Annotated in this window: 25 protein-coding genes and 4 tRNA genes; all 29 read right to left on the reverse strand. The window is 46.0% G+C overall.

The genetic code is table 11. The annotated features are described in order from the left end of the window. Positions 1 to 12: 12 nt before the first annotated feature. The 29 genes from rplX to OA79_RS16200 all read right to left on the reverse strand — a co-directional run bounded on the left by rplX (position 13) and on the right by OA79_RS16200 (position 22763). Complete coding sequence (rplX, locus tag OA79_RS16060; protein ID WP_013797831.1) at positions 13 to 330, reverse strand: 50S ribosomal protein L24; 318 nt, start codon at positions 328 to 330, stop codon at positions 13 to 15. Positions 331 to 346: 16 nt separating this feature from the next. Next, positions 347 to 715: a 50S ribosomal protein L14 gene (rplN, locus tag OA79_RS16065; RefSeq protein WP_013797832.1), complete on the reverse strand. Its 369-nt coding sequence runs from the start codon at positions 713 to 715 to the stop codon at positions 347 to 349. Between the two features lie 51 nt (positions 716 to 766). After that, positions 767 to 1027: a 30S ribosomal protein S17 gene (gene rpsQ, locus OA79_RS16070; protein WP_063334247.1), complete on the reverse strand. Its 261-nt coding sequence runs from the start codon at positions 1025 to 1027 to the stop codon at positions 767 to 769. Position 1028: 1 nt separating this feature from the next. Further along, the gene (gene rpmC / locus OA79_RS16075) at positions 1029 to 1220 is read right to left on the reverse strand and encodes a 50S ribosomal protein L29 (protein WP_013797834.1); all 192 of its coding nucleotides are present in this window, start codon (positions 1218 to 1220) and stop codon (positions 1029 to 1031) included. Next, complete coding sequence (gene rplP, locus OA79_RS16080; protein WP_013797835.1) at positions 1221 to 1634, reverse strand: 50S ribosomal protein L16; 414 nt, start codon at positions 1632 to 1634, stop codon at positions 1221 to 1223. A 10-nt stretch (positions 1635 to 1644) separates the two neighbouring features. Continuing rightward, complete coding sequence (gene rpsC, locus OA79_RS16085) at positions 1645 to 2325, reverse strand: 30S ribosomal protein S3 (RefSeq protein WP_013797836.1); 681 nt, start codon at positions 2323 to 2325, stop codon at positions 1645 to 1647. A 14-nt stretch (positions 2326 to 2339) separates the two neighbouring features. After that, positions 2340 to 2672 (reverse strand): 50S ribosomal protein L22, encoded by a 333-nt coding sequence (gene rplV / locus OA79_RS16090; RefSeq protein ID WP_063334248.1) that lies wholly within the window; start codon positions 2670 to 2672, stop codon positions 2340 to 2342. Between the two features lie 14 nt (positions 2673 to 2686). Next, complete coding sequence (gene rpsS / locus OA79_RS16095) at positions 2687 to 2962, reverse strand: 30S ribosomal protein S19 (RefSeq protein WP_013797838.1); 276 nt, start codon at positions 2960 to 2962, stop codon at positions 2687 to 2689. Positions 2963 to 2977: 15 nt separating this feature from the next. Then, positions 2978 to 3802, reverse strand: coding sequence for a 50S ribosomal protein L2 (gene rplB, locus OA79_RS16100; protein WP_063334249.1), 825 nt, complete (start codon positions 3800 to 3802; stop codon positions 2978 to 2980). A gap of 14 nt (positions 3803 to 3816) precedes the next feature. After that, positions 3817 to 4113 carry a 50S ribosomal protein L23 gene (gene rplW / locus OA79_RS16105; RefSeq protein ID WP_013797840.1) on the reverse strand — a complete coding sequence of 99 codons (297 nt, stop codon included), beginning with the start codon at positions 4111 to 4113 and terminating at the stop codon, positions 3817 to 3819. Further along, entirely contained in the window at positions 4110 to 4715 is a 606-nt protein-coding gene (rplD, locus tag OA79_RS16110) for a 50S ribosomal protein L4 (protein WP_063334250.1), read from the reverse strand. The genes rplW and rplD overlap by 4 nt, the downstream gene beginning before the upstream one ends. A gap of 12 nt (positions 4716 to 4727) precedes the next feature. Continuing rightward, the gene (gene rplC, locus OA79_RS16115; protein WP_013797842.1) at positions 4728 to 5366 is read right to left on the reverse strand and encodes a 50S ribosomal protein L3; all 639 of its coding nucleotides are present in this window, start codon (positions 5364 to 5366) and stop codon (positions 4728 to 4730) included. 127 nt (positions 5367 to 5493) lie between these two features. Beyond that, positions 5494 to 5805 carry a 30S ribosomal protein S10 gene (gene rpsJ, locus OA79_RS16120; protein WP_012071937.1) on the reverse strand — a complete coding sequence of 104 codons (312 nt, stop codon included), beginning with the start codon at positions 5803 to 5805 and terminating at the stop codon, positions 5494 to 5496. A gap of 198 nt (positions 5806 to 6003) precedes the next feature. Further along, positions 6004 to 7227: an elongation factor Tu gene (gene tuf / locus OA79_RS16125; RefSeq protein WP_063334251.1), complete on the reverse strand. Its 1224-nt coding sequence runs from the start codon at positions 7225 to 7227 to the stop codon at positions 6004 to 6006. A gap of 35 nt (positions 7228 to 7262) precedes the next feature. Continuing rightward, a complete protein-coding gene (gene fusA / locus OA79_RS16130) occupies positions 7263 to 9356 on the reverse strand; it encodes an elongation factor G (RefSeq protein ID WP_063334252.1) in 2094 nt (697 codons plus the stop codon). 21 nt (positions 9357 to 9377) lie between these two features. Next, positions 9378 to 9851, reverse strand: a complete 474-nt coding sequence (gene rpsG, locus OA79_RS16135; RefSeq protein WP_013797845.1) for a 30S ribosomal protein S7 — start codon at positions 9849 to 9851, stop codon at positions 9378 to 9380. A gap of 98 nt (positions 9852 to 9949) precedes the next feature. Next, complete coding sequence (rpsL, locus tag OA79_RS16140; RefSeq protein WP_013659444.1) at positions 9950 to 10321, reverse strand: 30S ribosomal protein S12; 372 nt, start codon at positions 10319 to 10321, stop codon at positions 9950 to 9952. A gap of 136 nt (positions 10322 to 10457) precedes the next feature. Then, positions 10458 to 14660 (reverse strand): DNA-directed RNA polymerase subunit beta', encoded by a 4203-nt coding sequence (gene rpoC, locus OA79_RS16145; RefSeq protein ID WP_063334253.1) that lies wholly within the window; start codon positions 14658 to 14660, stop codon positions 10458 to 10460. 65 nt (positions 14661 to 14725) lie between these two features. Beyond that, a complete protein-coding gene (gene rpoB / locus OA79_RS16150) occupies positions 14726 to 18826 on the reverse strand; it encodes a DNA-directed RNA polymerase subunit beta (RefSeq protein WP_063334254.1) in 4101 nt (1366 codons plus the stop codon). A 190-nt stretch (positions 18827 to 19016) separates the two neighbouring features. Beyond that, positions 19017 to 19388: a 50S ribosomal protein L7/L12 gene (gene rplL, locus OA79_RS16155; protein ID WP_063334255.1), complete on the reverse strand. Its 372-nt coding sequence runs from the start codon at positions 19386 to 19388 to the stop codon at positions 19017 to 19019. Positions 19389 to 19470: 82 nt separating this feature from the next. After that, entirely contained in the window at positions 19471 to 19971 is a 501-nt protein-coding gene (gene rplJ, locus OA79_RS16160; protein ID WP_063334256.1) for a 50S ribosomal protein L10, read from the reverse strand. A 228-nt stretch (positions 19972 to 20199) separates the two neighbouring features. Next, positions 20200 to 20901 (reverse strand): 50S ribosomal protein L1, encoded by a 702-nt coding sequence (gene rplA / locus OA79_RS16165; RefSeq protein ID WP_063334257.1) that lies wholly within the window; start codon positions 20899 to 20901, stop codon positions 20200 to 20202. Beyond that, positions 20901 to 21335 carry a 50S ribosomal protein L11 gene (gene rplK, locus OA79_RS16170; RefSeq protein ID WP_013797851.1) on the reverse strand — a complete coding sequence of 145 codons (435 nt, stop codon included), beginning with the start codon at positions 21333 to 21335 and terminating at the stop codon, positions 20901 to 20903. The genes rplA and rplK overlap by 1 nt, the downstream gene beginning before the upstream one ends. Before the next feature lie 48 nt (positions 21336 to 21383). Then, positions 21384 to 21917 (reverse strand): transcription termination/antitermination protein NusG, encoded by a 534-nt coding sequence (gene nusG / locus OA79_RS16175; RefSeq protein ID WP_013797852.1) that lies wholly within the window; start codon positions 21915 to 21917, stop codon positions 21384 to 21386. A gap of 9 nt (positions 21918 to 21926) precedes the next feature. Beyond that, a complete protein-coding gene (gene secE, locus OA79_RS16180; RefSeq protein WP_063334258.1) occupies positions 21927 to 22295 on the reverse strand; it encodes a preprotein translocase subunit SecE in 369 nt (122 codons plus the stop codon). 40 nt (positions 22296 to 22335) lie between these two features. Next, positions 22336 to 22411, reverse strand: a tRNA-Trp gene (locus OA79_RS16185). 112 nt (positions 22412 to 22523) lie between these two features. Continuing rightward, positions 22524 to 22599: transfer RNA gene (locus OA79_RS16190), tRNA-Thr, on the reverse strand. A gap of 2 nt (positions 22600 to 22601) precedes the next feature. Beyond that, a tRNA-Gly gene (locus OA79_RS16195) sits at positions 22602 to 22676 on the reverse strand. Positions 22677 to 22679: 3 nt separating this feature from the next. Beyond that, positions 22680 to 22763 (reverse strand) — tRNA-Tyr (locus OA79_RS16200). Positions 22764 to 22823 lie beyond the last annotated feature (60 nt).

A 22823-nucleotide genomic window follows, 5' to 3' on the forward strand; every position in this document is an offset into this window, starting at 1 on the left:
TAATTCTCGCTCTTAGGCGTCGATCGCTTCACTGTTTGATTTAAAGATACGTACCTTAGTACCGTCTTCATTCAATTTAAAGCCGACGCGATCCGCTTTACCTGTAGCATTGTTAAAAATGGCTACGTTAGAAACCTGGATAGGTGCTTCTTTTTCAACGATGCCGCCAGTTGAACCCTTCATAGGGTTTGGTTTTTCGTGTTTCTTGACCATATTAATGCCAGAAACAAGAACTCGGCTCTCGTCTAATACCTTAACAACTGTACCGCGCTTACCTTTATCTTTACCGGCAATTACGATTACTTCGTCGTCACGTTTGATCTTACGCATAAATGTCCCCTCCCTCTTACAGCACTTCAGGTGCAAGAGAAACAATTTTCATGAATTGCTCATTACGCAATTCACGTGTTACAGGGCCAAAGATACGAGTACCAATAGGCTGCCCAGACGCATTCAGTAGAACCGCAGAGTTTACATCAAAACGGATTACGGAACCATCAGGACGACGAACACCTTTCTTAGTTCTAACGACAACAGCGTTTAGAACCTGCCCTTTTTTAACACGACCGCGAGGGATCGCTTCTTTCACTGTGACCTTAATAATGTCACCGATAGCAGCATAACGACGATGTGAGCCACCCAGTACTTTAATACACTGAACACGCTTAGCGCCGCTGTTATCTGCTACATCAAGCATCGATTCTGTTTGAATCATTACTGCTCTCCAATCAAATTAGATAACAAGTCTCACGAAGGAAGGAGCAGCTTATACAGCTGCTGCTTTCTCAACAACCTGAACCAGATTCCAAGTCTTAGACTTAGAGTAAGGACGTGTTTCCACGATCTTAACGGTATCACCGATCTGACATTCATTGCTTTCATCGTGAGCGTGTAGTTTTGTTGAACGACGTACAAACTTACCGTATAGAGGGTGTTTTTCTGTACGTTCAACAAGTACTGTAATGGTTTTATCCATCTTATCGCTTACTACTTTACCAGTAGCTGTACGCGCTTTTGTTTCTGCCATCTTAGTTACCTGCCTTATCATTTAGCACGGTTTTCACTCGTGCGATATTGCGGCGAACTTGCGAGAGCAAATGAGTTTGCGCTAACTGACCAGTGGCTTTCTGCATGCGCAGATTAAATTGCTCACGTAGTAGTTCGATCAAGGTCGCTTGTAGCTCAGCTACAGACTTTTCTTGCAGTTCTTTTGCTTTCATCTACATCACCGTACGCGTTACGAAAGTTGTGGACAGAGGAAGCTTAGCCGCGGCCAATGCAAATGCTTCACGAGCTAACTGCTCAGAAACACCCTCAACTTCATAAAGCATCTTGCCAGGTTGAATTTGAGCAACCCAGTATTCTACGCTACCCTTACCTTTACCCTGACGAACCTCAAGAGGCTTCTGAGTAATAGGCTTATCAGGGAATACACGAATCCAAATCTTACCACCACGTTTGATGTGACGAGTCATTGCACGACGCGCCGCCTCAATTTGACGAGCAGTAATACGACCACGCTCGGTCGACTTCAATCCGAATTCACCAAAGCTAACCTGGTTGCCGCGAAGAGCAAGACCGCGGTTACGACCTTTTTGCATCTTACGGAACTTAGTACGTTTCGGCTGTAACATGACTTACCCCCTACTTAGACTTCTTCTTTTGTGCGCCTTTATCAGCACGCACTTGCTCAATACCGCCCAAGATTTCGCCTTTGAAGATCCACACTTTGACACCGATGATGCCGTAAGTTGTGCTTGCTTCATAAGTAGCGTAGTCAATGTCTGCGCGTAGTGTGTGAAGAGGTACACGACCTTCACGGTACCACTCAGCACGTGCGATTTCAGCACCGCCTAGACGACCACTTACCTGAACCTTGATACCTTTCGCGCCGGCACGCATAGCGTTTTGTACAGCACGCTTCATTGCACGACGGAACATAACACGACGCTCTAATTGGCTAGCAATATTTGCTGCAACCAATTTCGCATCCATTTCAGGCTTACGAATTTCTTCGATGTTGATGTGAACAGGAACGCCCATCATCTCAGAAACTGCATTACGTAGTTTCTCTACATCTTCACCTTTCTTACCAATCACAATACCCGGACGAGCAGTGTGAATCGTAATACGAGCTGTTTGAGCAGGACGCTGAATCTCAATACGAGAAACAGAAGCCTGAACCAATTTTTTCTCCAAGTACTCACGCACCTGAAGATCATTTAATAGCAGCTTAGAGTAGTTTTGATTATTCGCATACCAAGTAGAAGTATGATCTTTAACTATCCCTAGGCGTATACCAGTTGGATGAACCTTCTGACCCATTGGGTTTCTCCTAATTAGTCAGCGACTTTAACTGTAATATGGCAACCGCGTTTTAAAATACGGTCAGCACGGCCTTTGGCACGTGGCATAATACGTTTCAGAGTCATAGCCTCGTCAACATACGCCGTAGATACACGCAAGTCATCGATATCAGCACCTTCGTTATGCTCAGCATTCGCAATAGCAGACTCAAGTACTTTTTTGACAATTACTGCCGCCTTTTTAGGACTGAACGTTAAGATGTTCAGTGCTTCGCTAACAGATTTGCCGCGGATTTGATCTATAACCAAACGGGCCTTCTGCGCAGAGAGGCGAGCACCCTTTAATGAAGCGCTTACTTCACTCATGTTAATACCCCTTATTACCGTTTGGCTTTCTTGTCCGCAGCATGACCACGATATGTACGGGTCGGAGCGAACTCACCCAATTTATGACCGACCATGTCTTCAGTTACTAGAACTGGAACATGTTGGCGACCATTATGGACAGCGATAGTCAACCCTACAAAATCAGGGAAGATAGTAGAACGGCGTGACCAAGTCTTAATTGGACGGCGTTCTTTTTTCTCTACCGCAGCCTCTACCTTTTTCAACAAATGAAGGTCGATAAAAGGACCTTTTTTTAGTGAACGTGGCACAGTCTATTCCTCTTATTACTTAGTACGACGACGTACAATAAGTTTATCAGTACGCTTGTTACTGCGTGTTTTGTAGCCTTTAGTTGGCACACCCCAAGGCGTAACTGGGTGACGACCACCTTTACTACGACCTTCACCACCACCATGTGGGTGATCAACTGGGTTCATCGCCGCACCGCGAACGGTAGGACGAATACCACGCCAACGCGTAGCACCAGCTTTACCAAGAACTCGCAAGCTATGCTCAGAGTTTGATACTTCACCCAAAGTAGCGCGACACTCAGTTAGGATCTTACGCATTTCACCTGAACGTAGGCGAAGAGTAACGTAACGACCTTCACGAGCGACTAGTTGAGCAGAGGCACCAGCTGAACGTGCAATTTGTGCACCTTTACCTGGCTTAAGCTCAACACAGTGAACTGTGCTACCTACAGGAATATTTTGCAGTGGCAAAGTATTACCTGCTTTGATTGGCGCGTCAGCACCACTAAAGACAACATTGCCTGCCGCCATACCTTTGGAAGCGATAATGTAACGACGCTCACCATCAGCATATTTAATCAATGCAATATTTGCAGAACGGTTTGGATCATATTCCAAACGCTCAACTACCGCTGGAATTCCATCTTTGTTACGACGGAAGTCAACCATACGGTAATGCTGCTTATGACCACCACCTACGTGACGCGTAGTGATGCGTCCGTTATTGTTACGTCCACCAGATTTGCTTTTCTTATCAAGCAAAGGTGCATATGGTGCGCCTTTGTGCAAATCGTTGTTAGTAACTTTAACAACGTGACGACGGCCTGCAGACGTTGGCTTACTTTTTACAACAGCCATTGACCTATCTCCCCTTATTCAGCGACCATGAAATCAATGTCTTGGCCTTCAGCCAAACGAACGTACGCTTTTTTCACGTCGCTACGCTTGCCAAGACCACGAACTGTGCGCTTAGTTTTACCTTTATGGTTCAACGTACGAACAGACTCAACTTTGACTTCAAATAGTGCTTCGATAGCTTGTTTGATTTCAGGTTTTGTTGCATCACCAGCTACACGAAAAACGTACTGACCATTACCTTCGGCAACGATAGTCGCTTTTTCAGAGATGTGTGGACCCAACAGAACTTTATAAATACGTTCGCCGATCATGCTAGTGTCTCCTCAACTTGTTTCAGAGCACCAACTGTCACCAACACTTTGTCGTAAGCAATCAAGCTAACAGGATCGATAGACGCTGCATCACGTACATCCACGTTAGGGATATTACGAGCCGCTAAAAACAGATTGTCGTCCAATTCATGAGAAACAACCAAAACGTTTTCAACATTCAATTCTGCCATTTTTGCCGTGAAGAGCTTAGTTTTTGGAGCTTCCAATTTAAGTTCTTCAACTACAACAAGACGGTCTTGACGTACTAGTTCAGACCAGATGGTGCGCATTGCTGCACGGTACATCTTCTTGTTCACTTTCTGAGAGTGATCTTGTGGCTTAGCTGCAAATGTTACACCACCAGAGCGCCATAGAGGGCTACGGATAGTACCTGCACGCGCGCGACCAGAACCTTTTTGTTTCCAAGGTTTGCGTCCGCCACCGGCTACTTCAGAGCGTGTTTTCTGAGCACGAGAACCCTGACGAGCACCTGCCAAGTAAGATGTAACTACTTGGTGAACAAGCGCTTCGTTGTATTCACGAGCAAAGGCTACATCAGAAACTTCTACCGTTCCCTCTGCACCTGTAAGATTCAAGTTCATTGTCTACCCCTCTTAGCGAGCTTTAACAGCTGATTGAAGAATAACATCACCGTTAACTGCACCAGGAACCGCACCTTTCACAAGGATAAGGTTACGTTCAGCATCAACGCGAACCACTTCTAGTGATTGAGTTGTTACTTGAGCAGCGCCCATGTGGCCAGCCATTTTCTTGCCTTTCCAAACACGACCAGGTGTTTGACATTGGCCAATGGAACCAGGAGCACGGTGAGACAATGAGTTACCATGTGTTGCGTCTTGCGTACGGAAATTATGACGCTTAACGGCACCTTGAAACCCTTTACCCTTTGATTGACCAGTAACATCAACCATTTGGATAGATTCGAAATCAGCAACAGTCAGTTCATCACCAACATTGATTTCTTTTTCATCACCAGACAGGCGGAACTCCCACAAACCACGACCCGCTTCAACGTTGGCTTTTGCATAGTGTCCAGCAGCAGCTTTGTTTACACGGTTTGAACGGCGAGAGCCAACAGTTACTTGAACAGCTTGATAGCCATCAGTTTCTGCAGTTTTCACCTGAGTAACGCGGTTCGGTTCAACCTCGATGACGGTTACTGGCACGGATACACCATCTTCGTTGAAGATACGTGTCATTCCGGCTTTACGTCCGACTAATTGAATAGTCATTTTCTACCTCATTTGCCAGTTGTGTATGGGGCTATCACCCGCTACGGCTGACCATTCCAGATCATTCCACTAATGTGCATAAGCCGACTGATAACCAGCCGGTTCTCGCACCCCAAACTTTGAGCTATTAACCCAAAGAAATTTGTACTTCCACGCCTGCCGCAAGGTCTAGCTTCATTAGAGCATCAACAGTTTTTTCTGTTGGCTCAACGATGTCTAGAACACGTTTGTGTGTACGGATTTCATATTGATCACGCGCATCTTTGTTTACGTGTGGAGAAATCAATACTGTATAACGCTCTTTGCGAGTAGGAAGTGGAATCGGTCCACGCACTTGCGCACCTGTACGTTTCGCTGTGTCCACAATTTCTTGTGTTGAAGCATCAATCAGACGGTGATCGAAAGCTTTCAGACGAATACGGATTTTTTGGCTTTGCATTTCCAACTCCAAATACAATGTTGTCATGACTTAACTGTACATTTATTAAGCCACAATCCTTTTTTTAAGGACGGCGAATATTAGCCACTCCAAAACTGGTTGTCAAGTAACCAATTTCAAAGTACCTAAATTAACCGCAAAATAAAAAGGCTGCCTGAAACAGACAGCCTTTTTCAAAAAGTAAGATTTGAAAATCGATTACTTGATGATTTTAGCTACAACGCCCGCACCAACTGTACGACCACCTTCACGAATCGCGAAACGTAGACCTTCGTCCATCGCGATTGGGTGAATTAGTTCAACAGTCATTTGAATGTTGTCACCAGGCATAACCATCTCAACACCTTCAGGTAGTGAACAAGCACCAGTTACGTCAGTTGTACGGAAGTAGAACTGTGGACGGTAACCTTTAAAGAAAGGAGTGTGACGACCACCTTCATCTTTGCCTAGTACGTATACTTCAGCTTCGAATTCAGTGTGAGGTGTGATAGAGCCAGGCTTAGCCAATACTTGACCACGCTGAACGTCTTCACGCTTAGTACCACGTAGCAAGATACCACAGTTCTCACCAGCACGGCCTTCGTCAAGAAGTTTACGGAACATCTCAACACCAGTACAAGTTGTTTTAGTAGTATCAACGATACCAACAATTTCAACTTCTTCTTGGATGCGGATGATGCCACGCTCAACACGACCAGTTACAACAGTACCACGACCTTGGATAGAGAATACGTCCTCGATAGGCATGATGAATGCACCGTCGATTGCACGCTCTGGCTCAGGGATGTACTCGTCTAGAGTTTCAACAAGCTTCTTAACAGCTGTTGTACCCATTTCGTTGTCGTCTTCGCCGTTCAATGCCATCAAAGCAGAACCTGGAATGATTGGAGTATCATCACCTGGGAAGTCGTACTCAGATAGAAGGTCACGCAATTCCATCTCTACCAACTCTAGCATTTCAGCGTATTCTTCAGAATCCGCACCGCCACAGTCTTCAGCAAGTAGGTCAGCTTTGTTTAGGAAAACAACGATGTAAGGTACACCTACCTGACGAGAAAGAAGGATGTGCTCACGAGTCTGAGGCATAGGGCCATCAGTCGCACCACATACTAGGATCGCACCGTCCATTTGGGCAGCACCAGTGATCATGTTTTTAACATAATCGGCGTGTCCTGGGCAGTCTACGTGTGCGTAGTGACGAGTTGGAGAATCATACTCAACGTGAGAAGTTGAGATAGTGATACCACGCTCACGCTCTTCAGGAGCGTTATCGATACCGTCGAAAGCAACGGCTTCACCGCCGAATACTTCTGCACATACGCGAGTTAGTGCTGCTGTTAGAGTCGTTTTACCGTGGTCAACGTGACCGATAGTACCAACGTTTACGTGTGGTTTATTACGTTCGAACTTTTCTTTTGCCATGATACATACACCTTAAGTATTAGTAAGTATGATGATTAATCTTCATTTTTGATGATCGCGTCTGCCACACTAGCTGGTGCTTCAGCGTATTTCTCAAACTCCATTGCATAGCTTGCACGCCCTTGCGACAAGCTTCGCACGTCAGTTGCATATCCGAACATCTCCCCGAGAGGAACTTCAGCACGAATAATCTTCCCTGACGGGGAATCGTCCATCCCCTGAACAATGCCACGACGACGGTTCAGGTCACCCATCACATCGCCCATGTATTCTTCAGGAGTTACAACTTCCACTTTCATCACAGGTTCAAGAACACAAGGATCAGCATCTGCTGCGCCTTTTCTCAAACCTTGAGAAGCTGCAATTTTAAAGGCCATTTCATTAGAGTCAACATCATGGTATGAACCATCGAACAATACCACCTTCATACCCAACAATGGGTAACCAGCGACAATACCGTTCTTCATTTGCTCTGAAACACCCTTTTCTACTGCAGGGATGTATTCCTTAGGAATAACACCACCAACAATCTCGTTGACGAATTCAAGCCCATCTTTATCAGATGGAATCAATTTCATCACGACGTGACCGTATTGACCACGACCACCAGATTGACGCACAAATTTGTGGTTAATCACCACTTCTTTGCGAATTTTTTCACGGTAAGACACTTGTGGCTTACCGATATTTGCATCCACCTTAAACTCTCGCTTCATTCGATCCACGAGAATATCAAGATGTAGCTCGCCCATTCCGGAAATAATGGTTTGCCCTGTCTCTTCATGCGTTTCCACACGGAAAGACGGGTCTTCTTGAGCTAATTTTCCTAACGCCACAGCCATCTTTTCTTGGTCGGCTTGAGATTTAGGCTCAACCGCTACGGAAATAACCGGCTCTGGAAACTCCATTCGCTCTAGCACAACAACATCATTCATATCGCAAAGCGTATCGCCCGTTGTCACGTACTTCATACCAACCGCAGCCGCTATGTCACCCGCTAACACCTCTTTGATCTCTTCGCGATTATTAGCATGCATCTGTACCATTCGACCAACACGTTCACGCTTCTGCTTCACAGAGTTGTAAACCGCATCACCCGATTTTAATGTACCTGAATACACACGAATAAATGTCAATGTCCCAACAAATGGGTCTGTCGCTATTTTAAAAGCCAATGCTGAAAACGGTGCATCGTCATTCGCCTCGCGAGCGACGACAGTTTCACCATCTTCAAGCGTGCCTTCAATCGCTTTTACTTCAAGCGGCGAAGGCATGTATTCAACAACGGCATCAAGTACCGCCTGAACACCTTTATTTTTAAAAGCAGAACCACACGTCACTAACACCACTTCATTATTTAGGGTGCGCGCTCGTAAGCCTGCTTTTACATCCTCAACAGACAAATCCCCTTCTTCAAGGTACTTATCCATCAATTCTTCATTCGCCTCTGCTGCGGCTTCCAACATCTGCTCACGCCATTCAGTGGCGACATCAACAAGATCAGCAGGAATGTCTTCCAAACGGTAAGTCATCCCCTGATCTTCTTCATTCCACATGATGGCTTTCATCAGCACCAAATCCACCACGCCTTTGAAGTCTTCTTCAGCGCCAATGTTAATTTGGATTGGAACAGCATTAGCCCCCAAACGAGACTTTAATTGCTCAACAACAGAAAAATAATCCGCTCCCGTACGGTCCATCTTATTGACGAACACCATACGTGGCACTTCATACTTATTTGCCTGACGCCAAACGGTCTCAGTTTGAGGCTGAACGCCAGAAGAACCACAAAGCACAACGACCGCACCATCTAACACACGTAATGAACGCTCTACTTCAATCGTAAAGTCTACGTGTCCAGGCGTATCAATAATATTGATACGGTGCTGATCAAACTGCTGACTCATCCCACTCCAGAAGCAAGTTGTTGCTGCCGAAGTAATCGTAATACCGCGTTCTTGTTCTTGCTCCATCCAATCCATCGTTGCTGCACCATCGTGCACTTCACCGATTTTATGAGACAGACCAGTATAGAAAAGAACGCGTTCAGTCGTCGTCGTTTTACCTGCATCAACGTGCGCACAGATACCGATATTTCGGTAGCGGTTGATCGGGGTTTTACGTGCCACTGTGTATACTTCTCCGGACGATTAGAAACGGTAGTGAGAGAATGCTTTGTTCGCTTCTGCCATACGGTGAACGTCTTCACGTTTCTTAACAGCAGAACCTTTGTTCTCAGCAGCATCTAGGATCTCGCCTGCTAGACGTAGAGCCATTGATTTTTCACCACGCTTACGAGAAGACTCAACCAACCAACGCATAGACAATGCTGCACGACGAGCTGGACGAACCTCTACAGGCACTTGGTAGGTAGCACCACCAACACGGCGAGATTTAACCTCAACCATTGGCTGGATAGACTCTAACGCTTTTTCGAAGATAGCCATTGGCTCTTCAGTTTTAGCGCGCTCTGCTACAGTATTTAGGGCACTGTATACAATGTGCTCTGCAACAGATTTCTTGCCACTAACCATAACGTGGTTAATGAATTTTGCAAGTAACTGACTTCCATGCTTAGGATCTGGAAGTACTTCACGCTTAGCGACGACGCGTCTTCTAGGCATTTTTATATCCTCTTCAGGTTAGCCCGAGACAATAGGATTACTGCTCGGCCTTACTGTATTAAAAAATTGTGTCTAAACGATGAACTAAGTAATGAAACTTACTTAGGACGTTTAGTTCCGTACTTAGAACGGCCTTGCTTACGATTTTGTACGCCTGAAGTATCCAAGCTACCACGAACTGTGTGGTAACGAACACCAGGAAGGTCTTTTACACGACCGCCGCGAATCAGCACTACGCTGTGTTCTTGCAGGTTGTGACCTTCACCACCGATGTAGGAAGTTACTTCGAAGCCGTTAGTCAAACGAACACGACATACTTTACGCAAAGCTGAGTTAGGCTTTTTAGGCGTAGTTGTATATACGCGAGTGCAGACACCGCGGCGTTGCGGACAAGCTTGTAACGCAGGAACGTCACTCTTTGCCACTTTACGTTTACGTGGTTTACGAACCAACTGGTTAACGGTTGCCATTAGACAAGCTCCAAAAATCCAATTCTTATGACGGAAATCGCCAAAATTAAGGAGGCGCAAGTTTAATTTGCGCCTATAAAACAGTCAATAGGGAGGCGACTAAAAAATCACCTCCCTACCGATTTAAAGCAAAGAATTAGTCTTTCAGTGCGGCACTTAATGCTTCTTCCACATCAGATGCACTTACTGTAGGACTTCCTTCATTTGCCATTTGCGCAGAATCTTTCTTCTTCTTACGCTCACTGTGGTAAGCCAAACCTGTACCCGCTGGGATCAGACGACCTACTACAACGTTTTCTTTCAAGCCACGCAAGTGGTCTTTCTTACCTGTCACAGCACCTTCGGTCAAGACACGAGTTGTCTCTTGGAAAGATGCAGCAGAGATGAAAGACTCTGTTGCCAAAGAAGCTTTCGTGATACCCAGAAGCACACGTTCAAACTTAGCAGTGAATTTACCTTCTGCTTCCGCTTTCTCGTTTGCGTCCAACAGTTGAGTCAACTCAACTTGGTCACCTTGGATCAGATCTGTATCACCAGACTCACCCACTTCTACTTTACGTAGCATTTGACGAACGATAACCTCAATGTGCTTATCGTTAATCACAACACCCTGTAAACGATAAACTTCTTGCACTTCGTTCGTAATGTAGTCAGCCAAAGCCTCTACACCTTGAAGACGCAAGATATCGTGAGGGCTTAAAGGACCGTCGGCGATGATCTCACCTTTAGCCACTTCTTCACCATCGAAGATGTTGATTTGACGCCATTTCGGGATCAAAGTCTCGATTGGATCACCACCATCTTGTGGCGTGATAACCAAACGGATCTTACCCTTAGTCTCTTTACCAAAGCTCACCACACCAGTCGCTTCTGCCATCACAGCAGGATCTTTCGGACGACGCGCTTCAAATAAGTCGGCTACTCGTGGCAGACCACCGGTGATATCCTTGTTACCTTGCGATTCTTGTGGAATACGCGCTAGTACTTCACCAGACTTAACCGTTGCACCGTGATCCAAGCTCAATAGCGCTTTCTCAGGCAACATGTACTGTACTGGAGAGTCGGTACCAGGGATGTGCACTGGATTCCCTTCTGCATCAACGACAGAGATCATAGGACGAAGATCTTTACCTGCCGAAGGACGGTCTTTCACTTCCATAACTTCAATGGTAGTCAAACCTGTCATTTCATCAGATTGGCGACGAATGGTAACATTCTCTTCCATTCCGCTGAATTCCAGACGACCTTTCATCTCAGATACGATTGGGTGAGTGTGTGGATCCCAGTTCGCAACGATCTGGCCAGCTTCAACAGCATCGCCTTCACGTACACTCAACACAGCACCATAAGGCAGCTTGTAACGTTCTTTCTCACGACCTGCTTCATCAGCAATCGCCAATTCAGAAGAACGAGACGCCACAACCAAATGTCCTGTATCACGCTCGATACTCTTCATTTTATGGAAACGAACGGTACCTGCGCTCTTAACTTGAACACTGTCTACGGCAGACGCTCGAGACGCCGCGCCACCGATGTGGAAAGTACGCATGGTTAACTGTGTACCAGGCTCACCAATCGATTGTGCTGCAACAACACCGATTGCCTCACCAATGTTGACCTGATGTCCACGAGCCAAATCACGACCGTAACACTTCGCACACACGCCATGGCGTGTATCACAAGTGATAACAGAACGGATAAGCATCTCATCAACACCCGCTGCTTCGATATCACGCACATCGTGCTCATCAATCAAAGTACCAGCCGCAAGCACTAGGTTACCTTTGGAGTCATTCACATCTTGCGCAACCACACGACCAAGAACACGCTGACCTAGAGGCACAACAACATCGCCACCTTCAATCATTGCATTCACGACGATGCCATTGGTTGATCCACAATCGACTTCTGTAATAACCAAATCCTGCGCAACATCAACAAGACGACGAGTTAGATAACCCGAGTTCGCTGTTTTCAATGCGGTATCGGCTAGACCCTTACGAGCACCGTGAGTAGAGGTAAAGTACTGAAGTACAGATAGACCTTCACGGAAGTTCGCTGTGATCGGCGTTTCGATGATGGAACCATCTGGTTTCGCCATCAGACCACGCATACCACCTAGCTGACGCATCTGAGCCACACTACCACGGGCGCCGGAGTCGGCCATCATGTAAACAGAGTTAAAAGATTGTTGCTCAACCTCTTCACCGTCTTTATTGATGGTTGTCTCTTTAGCCAAGTTATTCATCATGGCTTCTGTAACGGTTTCGTTGGTACGAGACCACAAGTCAATTACCTTGTTGTATTTCTCGCCCTGCGTTACCAAACCATCAGCGTACTGATATTCGATTTCTTTAACTTCTTCTTCCGCTTTAGCAATGATCTCTGCTTTTTCTGGCGGAATAACGAAGTCATCAACACCAACAGAAGAACCAGATGCTGTTGCGTACGCGAAACCTGTGTACATCAACTGGTCAGCAAAGATACAGCTCTCTTTCAAGCCCACTTTACGGTAACACTCGTTGATCAGGTTTGAGATCGCCTTTTTCTTCATTGGTTGGTTAACCACTGAGAAGGGAAGGCCATCTGGCACGATATCAAACAACAAAGCACGACCAACCGTCGTATCTGCAATGAAAGTAGAAGCAACTTTATCGCCTTCTAGCGTCGTATCAACTTGGCTGATACGTACTTTTACTTTGGCATGCAAATCCACTTGTTTCGCGCCGTATGCACGGTGTACTTCTTTGATGTCAGAAAACGCCATGCCTTCACCCTTGGCATTGATTTTCTCACGAGTCATGTAGTACAAGCCCAATACCACGTCCTGAGAAGGCACGATAATCGGCTCACCGTTTGCTGGTGATAGAATGTTGTTCGTCGACATCATCAAAGCACGCGCTTCAAGCTGAGCTTCGATTGTCAAAGGAACGTGAACCGCCATTTGGTCACCGTCAAAGTCAGCGTTGTACGCCGCACAAACTAACGGATGCAATTGGATTGCTTTACCTTCAATCAACATAGGTTCAAACGCTTGGATACCCAAACGGTGAAGTGTTGGCGCACGGTTAAGCATCACTGGGTGTTCGCGGATAACTTCATCAAGAATATCCCACACCTCAGGTGTTTCACGCTCTACCATTTTCTTCGCTGCTTTAATGGTTGTCGCCATACCGCGCAACTCAAGCTTAGAGAAGATGAATGGTTTGAACAGTTCCAATGCCATCTTCTTAGGAAGACCACATTGATGTAGACGTAAAGACGGACCTACTGTGATTACAGAACGGCCAGAGTAGTCTACACGCTTACCAAGTAGGTTCTGACGGAAACGACCTTGCTTACCTTTGATCATGTCTGCCAAAGATTTCAATGGACGCTTGTTAGAACCGGTAATCGCACGACCGCGACGACCATTATCAAGCAAAGCATCAACAGACTCTTGCAACATACGCTTTTCGTTACGTACGATGATGTCTGGAGCCGATAGCTCTAGTAGACGCTTCAAACGGTTGTTACGGTTGATCACTCGACGGTACAAATCGTTCAAGTCAGATGTCGCAAAACGACCACCTTCTAGCGGCACCAACGGACGCAAATCTGGTGGTAGAACTGGCAATACATCAAGCACCATCCACTCTGGGTTGTTACCAGAATGATAGAAAGCTTCAACCAATTTCAAACGCTTAGACAGCTTCTTGATACGAGTTTCAGAATTTGTGCTGTTTAGCTCTTCACGCATTCTGTTGATTTCTTCCGGCATATCCAGATCACGTAGTAGCATCTGAACCGCTTCAGCACCCATGCGGGCATCAAACTCGTCACCAAACTCTTCCAGTGCTTCAAAGTACTGTTCGTCGTTTAGCAATTGACCTTTATCAAGCGTTGTCATACCTGGATCAATCACGATGAAAGATTCAAAGTACAAAACACGCTCAATATCACGCAAGGTCATATCCATGATAAGACCGATACGAGATGGCAAAGATTTTAGGAACCAAATGTGAGCCACTGGCGATGCAAGCTCGATATGCCCCATGCGTTCACGACGCACTTTAGACAGAGCCACTTCAACGCCACACTTCTCACAAATAACACCACGGTGTTTCAAACGCTTGTATTTACCACACAAGCACTCATAGTCCTTGATAGGACCAAAGATTTTGGCACAGAACAAACCGTCACGTTCAGGCTTGAACGTACGGTAGTTGATGGTCTCAGGCTTTTTAACTTCACCGTAAGACCATGAACGAATCATATCTGGTGATGCCAAGCCAATGCGGATCGCATCAAACTCGTCAGATTGTCCTTGTGATTTTAGAAGACCTAATAAGTCTTTCATGGATATTCGCCCCACTCATAAGGCTGGGGAAGTGTCTTCCCCAGCAGGTCAAATGTGATTCGTGCTTATTCGTTTTCCAACTCGATGTCGATACCAAGAGAGCGAATCTCTTTCACCAACACGTTGAAGGACTCAGGCATGCCTGGCTCCATGCGGTGGTCACCATCTACGATGTTCTTATACATCTTAGTACGACCATTCACATCATCCGACTTAACCGTCAACATTTCTTGTAGCGTGTATGCAGCACCGTATGCCTCTAGTGCCCATACCTCCATCTCACCGAAACGCTGACCACCGAATTGCGCTTTACCACCCAGCGGCTGCTGAGTAACCAAGCTGTAAGAACCAGTAGAACGTGCGTGCATCTTGTCATCAACCAAGTGGTTCAACTTCAGCATGTACATGTAACCAACCGTTACTGGACGCTCGAAGGCATCACCAGTACGACCGTTGTACAGAGTTACCTGACCACTTTCGTTCAAGCCAGCTAGACGCAACATACGCTTAATTTCTGCCTCTTTCGCACCATCGAAGGCACCAGACGCCATTGGAACACCACCTTTAAGGTTGGCCGCCAAGGTTAGAATTTCTTCGTCTGTAAAGCTGTCCAGATCTTCCGTACGCGCACACTGCAAATCACCCTCATAACCATTGTAGATTTCATTTAAGAATCCACGTAGTTCAGTGACCGCTTCTGCTTTTTCACGCTCTGCCGCAAGCATTTCATTGATCTTACGACCTAAACCTTTCGACGCCGCACCCAAGTGAGTCTCAAGAACCTGACCAACGTTCATACGCGAAGGAACACCTAGCGGGTTCAACACGATGTCCACAGGGTCACCATTCTCATCGTATGGCATGTCTTCTACCGGCATGATTTTAGAGATTACACCCTTGTTACCATGACGGCCGGCCATTTTATCACCAGGCTGAATACGACGCTTAATCGCCACATAAACTTTCACGATCTTAAGAACGCCAGGCGCTAAATCGTCACCTGTTTGTAGTTTACGTTTCTTGTCTTCAAATTTCGCATCTAGTTCTTTACGACGCTCGATCAAAGCCGCTTGCGCTTTTTCAAGCTGCTCACTGGCTTCTTCGTTTGCCACACGAATTTTAAACCACTCAGGGTGATCTAGATTCGCCAGGTAGTCTTCAGTGATCACCGCATTACGCGCCAACCCTGGACCACCTTCGGCTTGCTGACCCACTAGGGCTTCAGCCAAACGCTCGAAAGTCGCTTTTTCAACAATACGGAACTCTTCGTTCAAGTCCTTACGCACTTGATCCAATTGAGATTTCTCAATGGACTTGGCACGCTCATCTTTCTCGATACCATCACGAGTGAAGACTTGTACATCGATTACCGTACCGCGAGTACCTGTTTTAACTCTCTGAGACGTGTCTTTCACGTCCGATGCTTTTTCACCGAAGATGGCACGCAATAGCTTCTCTTCAGGCGTCAGTTGAGTTTCACCTTTAGGGGTGACTTTACCAACCAAAATATCACCAGGCTCTACTTCAGCACCGATGTATACGATACCGGAGGAATCCAGTTTAGACAGAGCACCTTCACCAACGTTCGGAATATCGGCTGTAATCTCTTCAGGCCCAAGCTTAGTATCACGCGCCACACAAGTTAGCTCTTGAATGTGAATAGAAGTGAAACGATCCTCTTCTACAACACGCTCAGATACAAGGATGGAATCCTCGAAGTTAAAACCATTCCAAGGCATGAAAGCGATACGCATGTTTTGGCCAAGTGCCAAATCACCCATATCAACAGAAGGACCGTCCGCCATGATATCGCCAGACGCTACCTTTTCACCCTTCATCACCAAAGTACGCTGGTTAATACAGGTATTTTGGTTAGAACGAACGTATTTCGTTAAGCTGTAGATATCAACACCGGCTTCACCTGCAATCGTTTCTTCCGAGTTCACTCGAACAACGATACGACTAGCATCAACCGATTCAATCTCACCACCACGACGAGCAACGATACAAACGCCAGAATCTTTCGCGACGTTTTTCTCCATACCGGTACCAACCACTGGCTTATCAGCCTTAAGCGTTGGCACGGCCTGACGTTGCATGTTCGATCCCATCAAGGCACGGTTGGCATCATCGTGCTCAAGGAACGGAATCAAAGACGCCGCAACAGATACAACCTGACGTGGTGATACATCCATCAAGTTTACTTTTTCTTTTGGAATCAGAGTGGTTTCGTGCATATGACGAACCTGTACCAACTCATCAACCAAACGCCCTTCTTCATCTACATTTGCAGACGCTTGGGCAATAACGTATTTCGCTTCATCAATTGCCGAAACGTAAACCGTTTCATCAGTGATCTTGCCATCAATTACCTTACGGTAAGGCGTCTCTAAGAAACCGTAGCTGTTTGTGCGAGCATAGGTAGACAAAGAGTTGATCAAACCGATGTTTGGACCTTCCGGTGTTTCGATAGGACAAACACGACCGTAGTGAGTGGCGTGTACGTCACGCACTTCAAAACCAGCACGTTCACGTGTCAAACCACCAGGCCCCAATGCCGAAACACGACGCTTGTGAGTGACTTCCGAAAGCGGGTTGTTTTGGTCCATAAACTGTGACAATTGGCTAGAACCGAAGAACTCTTTGATTGCCGCCGCAACCGGCTTAGCATTCAACAAGTCTTGTGGCATTAGGCCATCGGCTTCTGCCATAGACAGACGCTCTTTCACTGCACGCTCAACACGCACCAAACCAACACGGAATTGGTTTTCAGCCATTTCACCAACAGAACGAACACGACGGTTACCAAGGTGATCAATGTCATCCACCATGCCATTACCGTTACGGATATCCAGCAAGGTTTTTAGCACAGCAACAATGTCTTCGTTATCCAGAACACCAAAACCAGTGTCTTCGTCACGACCAAGACGACGGTTGAACTTCATTCGACCAACGCCAGATAAATCATAACGATCTTCAGAGAAGAACAAGCCTTGGAATAGACCTTCAGCAGATTCTTTGGTTGGTGGCTCGCCTGGACGCATCATGCGATAGATCTCAACCAACGCCTCTAACTGATTGCTGGTCGGATCAATGCGTAATGTATCGGAAATGAATGGACCATTATCCAAATCATTTGTATACAGGGTTTCCACTTCAGTAATACCTGAAGAAACCAAAGCTTCTAGAAGATCAACAGACAACTCAGTGTTGGCTTCTGCGATCAATTCACCTGTTGATGGGTGAACTAGGTTCTTCGCCGTAACTTTACCAAGCATGTACTCAAGTGGTACAGAAAGACGATCCAAACCGGCTTTCTCAAGAATACGAATATGCTTAGCCGTAATACGACGACCTTCTTCAACAATGACTTCGCCATTGCCGTCAGCGATATCAAACAATGCGGTATCACCACGAAGGCGATTCGCAATCAACTCCATTTCAAAACCTTCACGATTCAAATAGAAACGTGTTGTTTCGAAGAAAGTTTCTAGAATTTGTTCCGTACCGTAACCTAAAGCGCGCAACAAGATAGTTGCAGGCAATTTACGACGACGGTCAATACGAACAAAAACGCAATCTTTTGGATCAAACTCGAAATCCAACCATGAACCACGGTATGGGATAACGCGAGCTGAATGTAACAACTTACCTGAAGAGTGTGTCTTACCACGATCGTGATCGAAGAACACACCAGGAGAACGATGCAATTGCGAAACAATTACACGCTCAGTTCCGTTGATAACAAAAGTACCATTGTCTGTCATGAGCGGAATTTCGCCCATGTAAACTTCTTGCTCGCGGATGTCTTTGATGGCCTTGTTAGAGGACTCTTTATCATAAATGATGAGTCGAACTCGAACACGCAAAGGTGCCGCGTAGGTAACACCACGCAACTGACACTCTTTAACATCAAATACTGGCTTGCCTAAACGGTAATCGACGTATTCTAGCGCCGCATTGCCGGAAAAACTGACCATTGGAAAGACAGATTTAAAGGCCCCATGCAGACCTAATTCCCCACGCTCTGCAATCGCTTTACCTTCTTGCAGAAAATTGCGATAGGATTCAAGCTGAATTGCCAGCAAGTATGGCACATCCAAAACGGGCGGCAGTTTACCGAAATCCTTACGGATACGTTTTTTCTCAGTGTATGAGTAAGCCATCAGCATTCCCCAGCTTGTGCACATTGACGCAAAAGGCCCAAATCAGGCCTTACCATTGAATGAGAGAAAACTCTCTCATTTTAAAAAATTCTTTTCAGTTTATTTGAGTTTCTGAAACCCAAAAAGGCCGGTGACAATAAAGTCACCAGCCATTTCGACTAGCGGTCGAAATCTGGAAATGCAAGTATCATTACTTGATTTCGACAGATGCACCAGCTTCTTCAAGAGCCGCTTTAAGTGCATCAGCGTCTTCTTTAGAAACGCCTTCTTTAACAGTCGCTGGAGCGCCGTCAACCATGCCTTTAGCTTCTTTCAAGCCAAGACCAGTTGCTGCACGAACAGCTTTGATTACGTTAACTTTCTTATCGCCTGCAGCAGTAAGAACAACGTCAAATTCAGTTTGTGCTTCAGCAGCACCGCCAGCTTCAGCAGCTGGGCCAGCAGCAACAGCAGCTGCCGCAGTTACACCGAATTTTTCTTCCATTGCTTCAATCAGTTCAACAACGTCCATTACAGACATTTCTGCTACTGCATTGATGATATCTTCTTTAGTTAGAGCCATGACTCAGATTCCTAGCATTCTTTATAATCACCCAAGGGTGATAAAACAAAATATTTATCAAGAAGGGATACGATAAATCGTATTAAGCCGCTTCTTGCTCTTTTTGATCGCGTACTGCTGCAAGAGTACGAACAAACTTGCTGGTTGCGCCCTGCATAACACTCATCAGTTTCGCAATCGCTTCGTCGTATGTTGGCAAAGTTGCCAAACGATCAATGTCGCCTGCTGCGATCAACTCACCGTTGAACGCTAATGCTTTTACTTCAAACTTGTCGTTCTCTTTCGCGAAAGATTTCAACAAACGAGCCGCCGCACCTGGGTGTTCGTTTGAGAAAGCAATCAACGTTGGACCAACAAAACTCTCAGTTAAGCACTCGAAGTCAGTACCTTCAACAGCACGGCGAGCCAAAGTGTTACGTACAACACGTACGAATACACCAGCTTCACGCGCTTCTTTACGAAGTGCAGTCATGCTGCTCACGGTAACACCGCGAGAATCAGCAACAACCGCAGACAACGCAGTTTTAGCTACTTCACTAACTTCGGCGACAATGGCTTTTTTGTCTTCTAGACCTAATGCCACTGGTTTTCTCCTGGATTAGCAGGGAACGAGTTCCCCTATTTTTACCAACTCCCCGATAAATCGGAGTACTTGCTGGTGAGTTAGATCCAGTATATCTGAATCGGGCCACACCATCTGCGCAGGACAAATATTTTTCAACATTTGATTAAACATTTCGTTCCTGCGGTCTTTGACGGCCTGCTCAGTAAACGAATACTAGACAGACCCCAAAGCGCATGATCTAGAAGCTTACTTAGCTGAGCTAAGTGCACCTAAATCAATTTGTATACCTGGTCCCATTGTAGAAGACAAGGTTACTTTTTTCAGGTAAATACCTTTAGCAGACGCAGGCTTAGCACGACGTAAGTCAGCTAATAGCGCCTCTAAATTACCTCTGATAGCATCCGCTGCGAACTCAATAGAGCCAACACCAGCATGGATGATACCATTTTTGTCTGTACGGTAACGAGCTTGACCCGCTTTAGCATTCTTAACCGCTGTAGCAACATCAGGCGTTACAGTGCCAACTTTAGGGTTAGGCATTAGACCGCGAGGACCAAGAACCTGACCTAGTTGACCGACGATGCGCATTGCGTCTGGAGAAGCAATAACAACATCAAAATCTAGGTTGCCAGCTTTAACTTGCTCAGCCAAATCATCAAAACCCACAACGTCAGCACCCGCTTCTTTTGCAGCTTCAGCATTTGCACCTTGAGCAAATACAGCAACACGTACATCTTTACCTGCACCGTGTGGCAATACTGTAGAACCACGTACAACCTGATCAGATTTACGAGGATCAACACCTAGATTAACAGAGACATCAACTGACTCTTTGAATTTAACTGTAGATAGCTCAGACAAAAGAGCAACAGCTTCTTCTACAGAGTACAACTTAGTTGCATCTACTTTTTCTGCGATCAAGCGAGCGCGTTTAGTTAGCTTAGCCATTAGTTCACACCCTCAACATCTAGACCCATAGCGCGTGCACTACCAGCAATAGTACGAACTGCCGCATCCATATCTGAAGCAGTCAAATCTTCCTGCTTAGCATTAACAATCTCTTCTAGTTGAGCACGAGTAACCGTACCAACTTTCTGAGTGTTTGGACGTGGAGAACCACTCTTGATGCCAGCTGCTTTCTTAAGAAGCACTGCAGCAGGAGTAGATTTTGTTTCAAAAGTGAAACTACGGTCGTTGTAAACAGTGATGATTACAGGTGTTGGAAGACCAGGCTCAACGCTTTGAGTTTTTGCGTTGAATGCTTTACAGAATTCCATGATGTTCACACCGTGCTGACCCAATGCTGGACCAACTGGTGGACTTGGGTTCGCTTGACCCGCTTTAACTTGTAGCTTGATATAAGCTTCGACTTTCTTAGCCATTTTTAAACTCCAGATGGGTCACCGCCCGAAGGCTACCCGTTTATAGAATCAGGCTTTTTCGACCTGACTAAACTCCAAATCAACCGGCGTAGAGCGCCCAAAAATAAGCACCGCCACTTTGATTCGACTTTTATCGTAATCCACCTCTTCAACCACACCGTTGAAGTCAGCGAATGGACCTTCGTTAACACGAACCACTTCACCCACTTCGAACAAAGTTTTCGGACGAGGCTTATCAACACCGTCGTTAACGCGCTGCAAAATAGCATCCGCTTCACGATCAGTGATTGGTGATGGCTTATCTGCTGTACCGCCAATAAAACCTAGTACGCGAGACGTACCTTTCACCAAATGCCAAGAGTCGTCATTCATATCCATTTGCACTAAAACATAGCCTGGATAAAACTTTCTTTCGCTCTTGCGCTTTTTGCCATCTCGAATTTCAACCACTTCTTCGGTTGGAACCAAGATATCGCCAAAATTTTCTTCTTGCCCCATAACCTGCACTCGCTCAAGAAGCGAACGCATTACGTGCTTTTCGTACCCTGAGTACGCCTGTACTACATACCATCGTTTGGTCACGAGTAACTCCTAACTAATTACCGAGGACACAACCCAACTAAGGAGCGAGTCCACTCCCCATAGCACGAGGGACATAAAAACAACCACCGCTAATACTATCAAGGTTGTTTGAACTGTCTCTTGCCTAGTTGGCCACACTACCCTACGAATTTCAGTCTTAGCTTCTTTCGCCAAAGTGAAAAAAGCTTTACCTTTCGCAGTCTGAAGCGCAACAAAACCAGCAACAACAGCCAACACCAAAATAGCAATTAAGCGATACAATAGTGATTCGGTCGCATAATAATTATTTCCAATTACGCCAACCGCAACCAACAAAACAACAATCGCCCACTTAAACACGTCTCCGCGAGACGCTTGAGCTTCAGCACTCGAACTCATACTTTAGGTGATCCCTAACTAAGAAATAGGATACGATTAATGGCAGGCCAAGAGGGACTCGAACCCCCAACAGCCGGTTTTGGAAACCGGTGCTCTACCAATTGAACTATTGGCCTACATTCGTATGGGCGGAGGATGATACCTAAACAAGCTTTATTAAGCAAGGGTATCTGCCCAAAAAACAGACAATAAAAAAGGCGGTTAAACCACCTATCTTTTGCGAAGAACTGGAGCTCATGAGCAGATTTGAACTGCCGACCTCACCCTTACCAAGGGTGTGCTCTACCAACTGAGCTACATGAGCATTGGAGCGGGTAGCGGGAATCGAACCCGCCTCTTCAGCTTGGAAGGCTGAGGTAATAGCCACTATACCATACCCGCAAATGGTGGAGGGAGGTGGATTCGAACCACCGAAACTTTCGTGGCAGATTTACAATCTGCTCCCTTTGGCCACTCGGGAACCCCTCCACTTACTCAGTGCTATAACGCAACACCCCAAAAGGTGGGAGCCATTATATGAATCACTTT

Origin of the sequence: Marinomonas sp. TW1 (genome assembly GCF_001625355.1) — a bacterium.
GTDB lineage: Bacteria > Pseudomonadota > Gammaproteobacteria > Pseudomonadales > Marinomonadaceae > Marinomonas.